This is a genomic window from Streptomyces sp. WELS2 (assembly GCF_013870595.1).
Lineage (GTDB): Bacteria > Actinomycetota > Actinomycetes > Streptomycetales > Streptomycetaceae > Streptomyces.
The window spans coordinates 1-10,304 of record NZ_JACBWZ010000162.1; the positions used below are offsets into that span (position 1 = coordinate 1).

The following is a 10,304-nucleotide window of genomic DNA, read 5'->3' on the forward strand; positions in this document are numbered from 1 at the left end:
GACGGATCCGGATGTCCGCAGGAGTCCGGGTTTCGGTACGAGAACACTGCTGCTTCCCCCTGGTCGATGGAGCGGACCGGGGCGCGGCGGTGCGGTGCGCGGCGGTGCGGCGCTGGTCGGGCGCGCACCGAGGGCTCGTCGCGGAAGTCCCCCGATCATGCGCGGTGATCTTCGCACAAGCGAGCGAAACGGGCCAACTCTCCGGCCCCGGCCGGCTCCTACTGCCGGTACCCGGCGAGGAACCTGCCGATCCGGCCGATGGCCGCCTCCAGGTCCTCCGCGTGCGGCAGGGTCAGGATGCGGAAGTGGTCGGGGGCGGGCCAGTTGAAGCCGGTGCCCTGGACCACCTGGATCTTCTCGCGCAGCAGCAGGTCCAGGACGAACTTCTCGTCGTCGTGGATCGGGTGCACCTTGGGGTCGATGCGCGGGAAGGCGTACAGCGCGCCCTTGGGCTTGACGCAGGACACGCCCGGGATCTCGTTGAGCCGCTCCCAGGCCACGTTCCGCTGCTCGTGCAGCCGGCCGCCGGGGCGGGTCAGTTCGCGGATGGACTGGCGTCCGCCGAGCGCGGCCTGGATGGCGTACTGCGCGGGCGCGTTGGCGCACAGCCGCATGGAGGCCAGCATGGTCAGGCCCTCCAGATAGTCCCTGGCGTGCTGCTTCGGGCCGGTGACCACCAGCCAGCCGGAGCGGAAGCCCGCCACCCGGTAGGTCTTGGACAGCCCGCAGAAGGTGAGGACGACCAGGTCGGGGGCGAGCGCGGCGGCCGAGTGGTGCACGGCGTCGTCGTACAGGATCTGGTCGTAGATCTCGTCGGCGAACACCATCAGGCCGTGCCGGCGGGCGAGATCGAGGATGCCCTCGACGACCTCCTTCGGATAGACCGCGCCCGTCGGGTTGTTGGGGTTGATGATGACCACGGCCTTGGTGCGGTCGGTGATCTTCGCCGCCATGTCGGCCAGGTCGGGGTTCCAGTCGGCCTGTTCGTCGCACAGATAGTGCACGGCCTTGCCGCCGGCCAGCGTGGTGGCGGCCGTCCACAGCGGGAAGTCCGGCGCCGGGATCAGGATCTCGTCGCCGTCCTCCACCAGCGCCTGGACCGCCATGGAGACCAGTTCCGAGACGCCGTTGCCCAGGAAGACGTCGTCCACGTCGACGTCCAGGCCCAGGGTCTGGTAGCGCTGGGCGACCGCGCGACGGGCGGAGAGGATTCCCCGGGAGTCGGTGTAGCCGTGCGCCCGCGGCAGCATCCGGATCATGTCCTGGAGGATCTCCTCCGGCGCCTCGAAGCCGAAGGCCGCGGGGTTGCCGGTGTTCAGGCGCAGCACGCTGTGCCCCGCCTCCTCCAGCGCGTTGGCGTGCTCGATCACCGGGCCGCGGATCTCGTAGCACACCTCGCTGAGCTTGTTGGACTGCCGGAACTCCATGGGCCCCTCCGGAAACTCGTGTTGCTTGGTTTTACCAAGCGGGAGCTTGGAAAGTCCAACAACGCGTCTACACTGCGTCGCATGTCACCTCGCCGAAGCTACGACCAGTACTGTTCCGCGGCCCGCGCCCTCGACCTGGTCGGCGACCGCTGGACCCTGCTGATCGTCCGGGAGCTGCTCGCCGGCCCGCGCCGCTACACGGACCTGCACGCCGACCTGCCCGGCGTGAGCACGGACGTCCTCGCCTCACGGCTGAAGGAGATGGAACGCGACGGCCTGACCACCCGGCGCCGGCTGCCCCCGCCGGGTGCCGCGTACGTGTACGAACTCACCGCTCGCGGCCGAGAGTTGCTGCCGGTCCTCCAGGCGCTCGGCACCTGGGGCGCGCGGGAACTGGGCGAGCGCCGACCCACCGACGCGGTGCGGGCGCACTGGTTCGCGCTGCCGCTGCTGCGCGCGCTGGAGGGTGAGGGCGTCCTCGAAGTGCGCCTGGAGGAAGGCGAGTTCCACCTCCGCGTCGGCGCCGAGGAAGGCCCGGTCTACGGCGACGGTCCGGCCCCCGGCCCGGCCGACGCGCGCCTGGTGATGGACGCGGCGACCTGCGAGGCCGTCGCCCGCGGCGAGCTGGCCCTGCGGGACGCGGTACGGGACGGACGGGTGACGGTGACCGGGGAGGGCACGCTCGCCAAGGCGCTGCGCGAGGAGTGAGGCGTGGAGCGGCGCACCGGGGTGACAAGGACGAAGGCCCGCCGAAGCGGCGGGCCTTCACGAAACCTCGGGGGCGGTACGGCTCAGGCGCCCGGCGGCACCCGGGACGGCCGGCCCGACCCGCGGGTCAGCGCGTAGCCGCCGATGCCGGCGAGCGCGGCCAGCACACCGCCGATCCCGGTCCACACCCAACGGTCCGACCACCAGCCGGACGACCAGCCGTCGCGACCGAAGCTGGACAGCACGGCCCCCTTCGACCCTTCTTTCTCCTCCGCGGACTTGACGGCGATGCCCGGCACGAGCGGCTTGCCCAGCGACCCGTCGACCGCCGCCGCGCCGCCGATGTCCTTGGAGTCGACGCGCACTTCGGCACCGACCGGCTGGCCGAGATCGGAGGCGGCGAGGTCCACCACCGTCAGCCGGATGTAGTACGTGCCCGGCAGCGGGTCGTTGGCCCACGGCTCCGACCAGCCGCGCACCGTACGCAGCACGCAGGCCAGCTCGACGGAGCCGGCGTCGGACGCGGCGGTGCGCGACTGGGCGCCGTACTGGCAGGCCTGGCGGCGCCGCAGCCCGTCGTACACGTCCAGCTGCCAGGTCTCGGCGCCGTGCCGGGCCGGGAGCTTCACCGTCGCCTTGACGGTGGGGCGCTGCCCGGTGTCCGCCGGGAAGGACCAGTACAGGTAGTCGCCGGTGGAGCCGGAGGCGGTGGCCCGCTCGCCCTGCTCGATCTCCGCCGCCGTACGGAACGAGGTGCCCGCCTGGGTGGGCGCGTCGTCGTCGGCCGAGGCGCCCGGCGAGAGCGAGGAGTCGGCGGCGGCCGGCCCGGCGGCCAGCCCCAGCGCCAGCAGCGCGGCGCCCAGCACTCGTGTGATCCGCATCAGTTCGTCCTCCAGACCGAGACCCGCCAGCGCGACAGCCAGCCCCACAGCAGACCCGCGAGGAAGCCGGCCAGCACCAGGGCGCCGAGCAGCCACCAGCCACGGCCGAGACCGAAGGCGGCCACGTCGTGGTGGCCCGAGGGGCCGTCCACCACGTCGACGGTCAGCTCGAGCGGCAGACCCGGCGTGGTCTTCACCCCCGAGGCCGCCGAGAAGGACTGGGTCACCTGGAGACACACCGTCTCCGCGGGCGCCGATTCGTCGTCGCCGTCCTGCTTCGGGTAGCGCAGACCGGTGGAGATGACGTCCGTACGGCCGGTGCCCGCGGCCTCCCCGCGCACGATCTCCCGGCCGTGCGTGGTCACCGCCCGCAGCAGCACCCCGTAGTGGGGGTTCACGGCCCGGTCGTCCGCCACGCTCACCGAGGCGCGCAGCTCCTGGCCGGGCTCGACGTCCACCTTGTACCAGCGCTGCTGCCCGAACTCCTCGCGGTCGGTGTAGAGACCGGACTTCAGGACGGGGGCCTTCTCACACCGGTCGGCGCCCTCCGTGGCGACCGGGGTCACCACCGGATCCGCCGCCCGGTCCACCAACTGGCCGACCCGGTCGCTCAGTTCCTCCTTGTGCCGGACGTCGGTGTAGGTACCGCCGGTGGCGTCCGCGATACAGCTGAGCTGGGCGCGGGTCTTCGCGTCGGGCACCAGGCCGAGGGTGTCGATGGTCAGGCCGATGCCCTTGGCCGCTATCTCCCGGGCCACCTCGCACGGGTCGAGCGGCTGGCAGGTGTCCTCGCCGTCACTGATCAGCACGATGCGGCGGGTGCCGTTCCCGCCGTTCAGATCGTCCGCCGCCTTCAGCAGCGCGGGCCCGATCGGGGTCCAGCCGGTGGGCGACAGCGTGGCCACGGCCGTCTTCGCGTCGGTCCGGTCCAGCGGGCCGACCGGGTACAGCCGCGCGGTGTCCTTGCAGCCCTCCTTGCGGTCGTTGCCGCGGTAGTTGGCACCGAGCGTACGGATACCGAGCCGGACCTCCTCGGGCGTCGCGTCGAGCACCTCGTTGAACGCCTGCTTCGCCGCGGCCATCCGGGTGCCGCCGTCGATGTCCCGGGTCCGCATGGAACCACTGACGTCCAGCACGAGTTCGACCTTCGGAGCGTCCTGCTCCGTCTCATCGGCGACCGCACCCGAGGGGAACGCGATCCCGGCGGTCAGGGCGGCGAACAGAGCACAGACCCCCACCGCCAGCCGTTGTCTTCTGATCATCGCCGGATCTTATTGATCAGACACGCCGGACTCCAAAACGCGGCGTGGGGGCGGACGATGGGCGCGGGAGGCGGCGAGGGTGCCGATGACACCGGTGGTGGTCAGGGCCGCGACGCCGGCCGCCTGAGCGGTGGTGCGCTTGACCCGGCCGGGCTTGCGGTGCTTCCCGGTGGCGCACATGAACGCCATGAAGTGGCTGGTCCTTTCCTTCCCTCTCGCCTACCGGGTTAGCTGACGGGTTCGGAGCAGGAAGGTCTCCTACGGGCCCCCTCGCGGGCGCCCGATTCACCCCAGGGACGGTGGGTCCCCGGCTCCCCTGGCTCGCGCCGTACGGGGACTCGGCGATGGCTGTCCGGTGCCGCGGGTGCGGCGCACTGCCTGACGAACAGCCGGGACGACGCTACGGCGGCCCGCTTACGATCCTCAAACGGATCCGGTTTTTTGTAGCGCATCCCACAGGCCAGACAGGCAACCTCCGCCCCAAAACGGGCATCTGAGCAACCGAGTGGAACAGCGTGGGGCCCTGACGGGCCGTAAGCCGTCGGGGCCCCACGCGCGTGTGTGCCGGGTGTGCGGACCGCTACTCGGCCGACACCACGGTCACCTCACCGATGCCGAGCGCCTCGACCGGCTCCTTGATCCGGGAGGCGTCACCGACGAGGACGGTCACCAGCCGGTCCACCGGGAAGGCGTTCACGACGGCCGCGGTGGCCTCCACGGTGCCCGTGGCGGCCAGCTGCCGGTACAGCGTCGCCTGGAAGTCGTCGGGCAGGTGCTGCTCGACCTGGTCGGCCAGCGTGCTCGCGACGGCCGCCGCGGTCTCGTACTTCAGCGGCGCCACGCCGACGAGGTTCTGCACGGCGACGTCCCGCTCGGCGTCGGTCAGTCCCTCCGCCGCGACGGTGCGCAGCACCTTCCACAGGTCGTCCAGCGCCGGGCCGGTGTTCGGCGTGTCCACGGAGCCGCTGATGGCGAGCATCGCCGCGCCCGTGCCGTCCGGAGCGGACCTGAGCACCTGCCCGAAGGCGCGCACGCCGTAGGTGTAGCCCTTCTCCTCGCGCAGGACGCGGTCCAGGCGGGAGGTGAGGGTGCCGCCGAGGCAGTAGGTGCCGAGCACCTGGGCGGGCCACACACGGTCGTGCCGGTCGGGGCCGACCCGGCCGATGAGCAGCTGCGTCTGGACGGCGCCGGGCCGGTCCACGATCACCACGCGCCCGGTGTCGTCGGCGGTCACCGGCGGCACCGGCCGCGGCTCGCCCGGCGTGCCGGTCCAGGCGCCCAGGGTGTCGCCCAGCAGCGCGTCCAGGTCGGTACCGGTCAGGTCGCCGACGACGACCAGGGTGGCCGTGGCGGGCCGCACATGGCGGTCGTAGAAGGCGCGTACGGCCGCCGCGTCGATCTTCTCGACGGTCTCCTCGGTGCCCTGGCGCGGCCGGGACATGCGCGAGGTGCCCGGGAAGAGCTCCTTGGAGAGCTCCTTGGCGGCCCGGCGGGAGGGGTTGGCCAGCTCGTGCGGGATCTCGTCCAGGCGGTTGCGGACGAGGCGCTCGACCTCGCCGGGGGCGAAGGCGGGCGCGCGCAGCGCGTCGGCGAGCAGGCCGAGGCCCTTCGCCAGGCGGGAGGCCGGCACCTCGAGGCTGAGCCGGACGCCGGGGTGGTCGGCGTGCGCGTCCAGGGTGGCGCCCGCGCGCTCCAGCTCGGCGGCGAACTCCTCGGCGGAGTGCTTGTCGGTGCCCTCGGAGAAGGCCCGCGCCATGATGGTCGCGACGCCGTCCAGGCCGGCCGGCTCGGCGTCCAGCGGCGCGTCCAGCAGCACCTCGACGGCGACGACCTGCTGGCCGGGGCGGTGGCAGCGCAGCACGGTCAGGCCGTTGTCGAGCGCGGTGCGCTCGGGGGCGGGGAACGCCCACGGCTTGGCCTCGCCGGGCTGCGGCTGGGGGTGGAACTCCATGGTGGCGAGCTCGGTCACTTGGCCGTCTCCTCGTTCTCGGTCTCGTCGCGGCCCGCCTCCACGGTCGCTTCCTGCTCGGGGTCCTCCGGGACATCGGCGTCGGGGGCGGCCTGCGGGGACTTCGGTTCGTAGACGAGGACCGCGCGGTTGTCGGGCCGCAGGCGGGCCGCCGCGACCTCCCGGACCTCCTCCGGGGTCACCTCCAGGACGCGCTTCACGGCGGTCAGGGCGAGCTGCGGGTCACCGAACAGGACGGCGTACCGGCACAGTTCGTCGGCGCGGCCGGCGACCGTGCCGAGCCGGTCCAGCCACTCGCGCTCCAGCTGGGCCTGGGCGCGCTCCATCTCCTCGGGGGTGGGCCCCTCCTCCGCGAACCGGGCCAGTTCCTCGTCGATGGCGGTCTCGATCACCGGCACCTCGACGTCACCGGAGGTCTTCACGTCCAGCCAGCCCATGGAGGGCGCGCCGGCCAGGCGCAGCAGGCCGAAGCCGGCGGCGACGGCCGTGCGGTCGCGGCGCACCAGGCGGTTGTACAGGCGGGAGGACTCGCCGCCGCCGAGGATGGTCAGGGCGAGGTCGGCGGCGTCGCACGCGCGCGTGCCGTCGTGCGGGAGCCGGTAGGAGGCCATCAGGGCGCGCGCCGGGACCTCCTCCACGACGACCTCGCGCTTCTGCTCGCCGATGACGTCCGGCAGGGAGCCGTCGCGGGGCGCGGGCTTGCCGTCGTGGGACGGGATGGAGCCGAAGTACTTCTCGACCCAGGCGAGCGTCTGCTCGGGGTCGATGTCGCCGACCACGGAGAGCACCGCGTTGTTCGGCGCGTAGTAGGTGCGGAAGAACAGGCGGGCGTCCTCCAGGGTGGCCGCGTCCAGGTCCGCCATGGAACCGATCGGCGTGTGGTGGTACGGGTGGCCCTCCGGGTACGAGAGGGCGGTCAGCTTCTCGAAGGCGGTGCCGTAGGGCACGTTGTCGTACCGCTGGCGGCGCTCGTTCTTGACGACGTCCCGCTGGTTCTCCATGGACTCCTCGTCCAGGGCGGCCAGCAGCGAGCCCATGCGGTCGGCCTCCAGCCACAGGGCCAGCTCCAGCTGGTGGGCGGGCATGGTCTCGAAGTAGTTGGTGCGCTCGAAGCTCGTGGTGCCGTTCAGCGAGCCGCCGGCGCCCTGCACCAGCTCGAAGTGGCCGTTGCCCTTGACCTGCGCGGAGCCCTGGAACATCAGGTGCTCGAAGAGGTGGGCCAGGCCGGTACGGCCCTTGACTTCGTGGCGGGAGCCGACGTCGTACCAGAGGCAGACCGCCGCCACCGGGGTCAGGTGGTCCTCGGAGAGCACCACGCGCAGACCGTTGGCCAGGCGGTGCTCGGTCGCTGTCAGGCCCCCGGAGCCTGCCTCGGCTGTGGTCGTGTGACCCATGGGCATGTACGTCCCTTCGCGAGCGGAGGCGGTTGATGGAAACCGCGGTTGTGCTGCCGTTCCTGCCACTGTATGCAAAGCGTGCGGGGCCTTCGCGAAGTTCCCGCGGACGTACGCCGACAGCGGATCGCGTACGCTGCGTCGGATCCCTTCCCGGACGGTTCCCCGGCGCCCGGGGGCGCCCCCGCTCCCGATGCCGGCCCGGGCCGCCCGGACCGGCTCGTGCACGGGTTGTCGGTGCCTCGGTCCACAATGGTCGGCGTCAGATCCGTCAAACGCTTCAAGCACCAAGCGCCCCGTAGGCGAGCGACCAGATCAGAAGGAGCCAGGCAGCGATGGCCCGCCGCAGCACGAAGACCCCGCCGCCCGACGATTCGTTCGAGGAGAGGATCCTCGACATCGACGTCGTGGACGAGATGCGTGGCTCCTACCTCGAGTACGCCTACTCGGTCATCTACTCGCGCGCCCTGCCGGACGCCCGTGACGGCCTGAAACCGGTGCACCGCCGGATCGTGTACCAGATGAACGAGATGGGCCTGCGCCCCGACCGCGGCTATGTGAAGTGCGCGCGGGTCGTCGGCGAGGTCATGGGCAAGCTGCACCCGCACGGCGACGCCTCGATCTACGACGCGCTGGTGCGCATGGCGCAGCCCTTCTCCATGCGCGTGCCGCTCGTCGACGGCCACGGCAACTTCGGTTCGCTGGGCAACGACGACCCGCCGGCCGCCATGCGGTACACCGAGTGCCGGATGGCCGAGGCGACGGGCCTGATGACCGAGTCGATCGACGAGGACACGGTCGACTTCGCGCCGAACTACGACGGCCAGGAGCAGGAGCCGGTGGCCCTGCCCGCCGCGTTCCCGAACCTGCTGGTCAACGGCGCCTCGGGCATCGCGGTCGGCATGGCGACGAACATGCCGCCGCACAACCTGCGCGAGGTGATCGCCGCCGCCCGCCATCTGATCCGGCACCCGAACGCCGACCTGGACGCGCTGATGAAGCACGTCCCGGGCCCCGACCTGCCCACCGGCGGCCGGATCGTCGGCCTGGACGGCATCCGGGACGCGTACGCGACCGGCCGCGGCACCTTCAAGATCCGCGCGACGGTCTCCATCGAGAACGTCACCGCCCGCCGCAAGGGCCTGGTGGTCACGGAACTGCCGTTCACGGTGGGCCCGGAGAAGGTCATCGCGAAGATCAAGGACCTGGTCAACGCGAAGAAGGTCCAGGGCATCGCCGACGTCAAGGACCTCACCGACCGCGAGCACGGCCTGCGCCTGGTCGTCGAGATCAAGAACGGCTTCGTGCCGGAGGCCATCCTGGAGCAGCTGTACAAGCTGACCCCGATGGAGGAGTCCTTCGGCATCAACAACGTCGCCCTGGTCGACGGCCAGCCGCTCACCCTGGGCCTGAAGGAGCTGCTGGAGGTCTATCTCGACCACCGCTTCGACGTGGTCCGGCGGCGCAGCGAGTTCCGCCGCGGCAAGAAGCGCGACCGGCTGCACCTGGTCGAGGGCCTGCTGACCGCGCTGGTCGACATCGACGAGGTCATCCGGATCATCCGCTCCAGCGACAACTCGGCGCAGGCCAAGGAGCGCCTGATCGAGCGCTTCTCGCTGAGCGAGGTGCAGACGCAGTACATCCTCGACACGCCGCTGCGCCGGCTCACCCGGTACGACCGGATCGAGCTGGAGGCGGAGAAGGACAAGCTCACCGCGGAGATCGAGGAGCTGACCCGGATCCTGGAGTCGGACACGGAGCTGCGCAAGCTGGTCTCGGCCGAACTGGCCGCCGTGGCGAAGAAGTTCGGCACCGATCGGCGCACGGTCCTGCTGGAGTCCGCGGCCACGCCGGTCGCCGTGCCGCTCCAGGTGGCCGACGACCCGTGCCGGGTGCTGCTGTCCTCGACGGGCCTGCTGGCCCGTACGGCGACCGACGCGCCGCTTCCGCGGGCCGCGGGCGGCAAGCGGGTCAAGCACGACGTGATCGTCTCGGCCGTGCGGACGACCGCGCGCGGGGTGATCGGCGCGGTGACCTCGGCGGGCCGGCTGCTGCGGATCAACGTGGTCGACCTGCCGCAGCTGCCCGAGCAGACGACCGCGCCGAACCTGTCGGGCGGAGCCCCGCTGGCGGAGTTCGTTTCCCTGGACGACGACGAGACGGTGGTCTGCCTGACCACGCTGGACGAGTCGTCGCCGGGTCTGGCGCTCGGCACCGAGCAGGGTGTCGTCAAGCGGGTGGTGCCCGACTATCCGTCCAACAAGGACGAGTTGGAGGTCATCACGCTCAAGGAGGGCGACCGGATCATCGGCGCGGTGGAGCTGCGCACCGGCGAGGAGGACCTGGTGTTCATCACGGACGACGCGCAGCTGCTGCGCTTCCAGGCCTCCATCGTCCGCCCGCAGGGCCGTCCGGCGGGCGGCATGACGGGCATCAAGCTCGCCGAGGGTGCGAAGGTGATCTCCTTCACGGCGGTCGACCCGGCCGCCGACGCGGTGGTGTTCACGGTGGCGGGCTCGCGGGGCACGCTGGACGACTCGGTGCAGACGACGGCCAAGCTGACCCCGTTCGACCAGTACCCGCGCAAGGGCCGGGCCACCGGCGGGGTGCGCTGCCAGCGGTTCCTGAAGGGCGAGGACTGCCTGTCGCTGGCCTGGGCGGGC

Annotated in this window: 7 protein-coding genes, 1 pseudogene and 1 riboswitch; of the genes and pseudogenes, 2 read left to right on the forward strand and 6 right to left on the reverse strand. The window is 71.9% G+C overall.

The annotated features are described in order from the left end of the window. Nucleotides 1-218: 218 nt before the first annotated feature. On the reverse strand, nt 219-1,427 hold the full coding sequence (locus H5J33_RS12805) for a pyridoxal phosphate-dependent aminotransferase (RefSeq protein ID WP_181795030.1): 1,209 nt from the start codon (nt 1,425-1,427) through the stop codon (nt 219-221). Between the two features lie 81 nt (nt 1,428-1,508). Here H5J33_RS12805 and H5J33_RS12810 point away from each other — a divergent pair, with 81 nt between their 5' ends. Then, the gene (locus H5J33_RS12810; protein ID WP_181795031.1) at nt 1,509-2,135 is read left to right on the forward strand and encodes a helix-turn-helix domain-containing protein; all 627 of its coding nucleotides are present in this window, start codon (nt 1,509-1,511) and stop codon (nt 2,133-2,135) included. Between the two features lie 83 nt (nt 2,136-2,218). On the opposite strand, the gene H5J33_RS12815 is transcribed toward H5J33_RS12810, so the two are convergent. The 5 genes and pseudogenes from H5J33_RS12815 to H5J33_RS12835 all read right to left on the reverse strand — a co-directional run bounded on the left by H5J33_RS12815 (nt 2,219) and on the right by H5J33_RS12835 (nt 7,647). Continuing rightward, nucleotides 2,219-3,016, reverse strand: a complete 798-nt coding sequence (locus H5J33_RS12815) for a hypothetical protein (RefSeq protein ID WP_181795032.1) — start codon at nt 3,014-3,016, stop codon at nt 2,219-2,221. Beyond that, the gene (locus H5J33_RS12820) at nt 3,016-4,278 is read right to left on the reverse strand and encodes a VWA domain-containing protein (protein WP_181795033.1); all 1,263 of its coding nucleotides are present in this window, start codon (nt 4,276-4,278) and stop codon (nt 3,016-3,018) included. Before H5J33_RS12820 ends, H5J33_RS12815 begins: the two co-directional genes overlap by 1 nt. 60 nt (nt 4,279-4,338) lie before the next feature. Beyond that, nucleotides 4,339-4,467, reverse strand: a pseudogene (locus tag H5J33_RS12825) (M23 family peptidase); the annotation flags it as partial. Nucleotides 4,468-4,479: 12 nt separating this feature from the next. Further along, nucleotides 4,480-4,632, reverse strand: a riboswitch (cyclic di-AMP (ydaO/yuaA leader). Between the two features lie 226 nt (nt 4,633-4,858). Further along, on the reverse strand, nt 4,859-6,247 hold the full coding sequence (locus tag H5J33_RS12830) for a pitrilysin family protein (RefSeq protein ID WP_181795034.1): 1,389 nt from the start codon (nt 6,245-6,247) through the stop codon (nt 4,859-4,861). Continuing rightward, the gene (locus H5J33_RS12835; protein WP_181795035.1) at nt 6,244-7,647 is read right to left on the reverse strand and encodes a pitrilysin family protein; all 1,404 of its coding nucleotides are present in this window, start codon (nt 7,645-7,647) and stop codon (nt 6,244-6,246) included. The genes H5J33_RS12830 and H5J33_RS12835 overlap by 4 nt, the downstream gene beginning before the upstream one ends. A gap of 329 nt (nt 7,648-7,976) precedes the next feature. On the opposite strand from H5J33_RS12835, the gene H5J33_RS12840 reads away from it, so the two are divergent. Continuing rightward, nucleotides 7,977-10,304 (forward strand): DNA topoisomerase (ATP-hydrolyzing) subunit A (locus H5J33_RS12840; protein WP_181795036.1); only part of this gene is annotated, 2,328 nt, incomplete at its 3' end.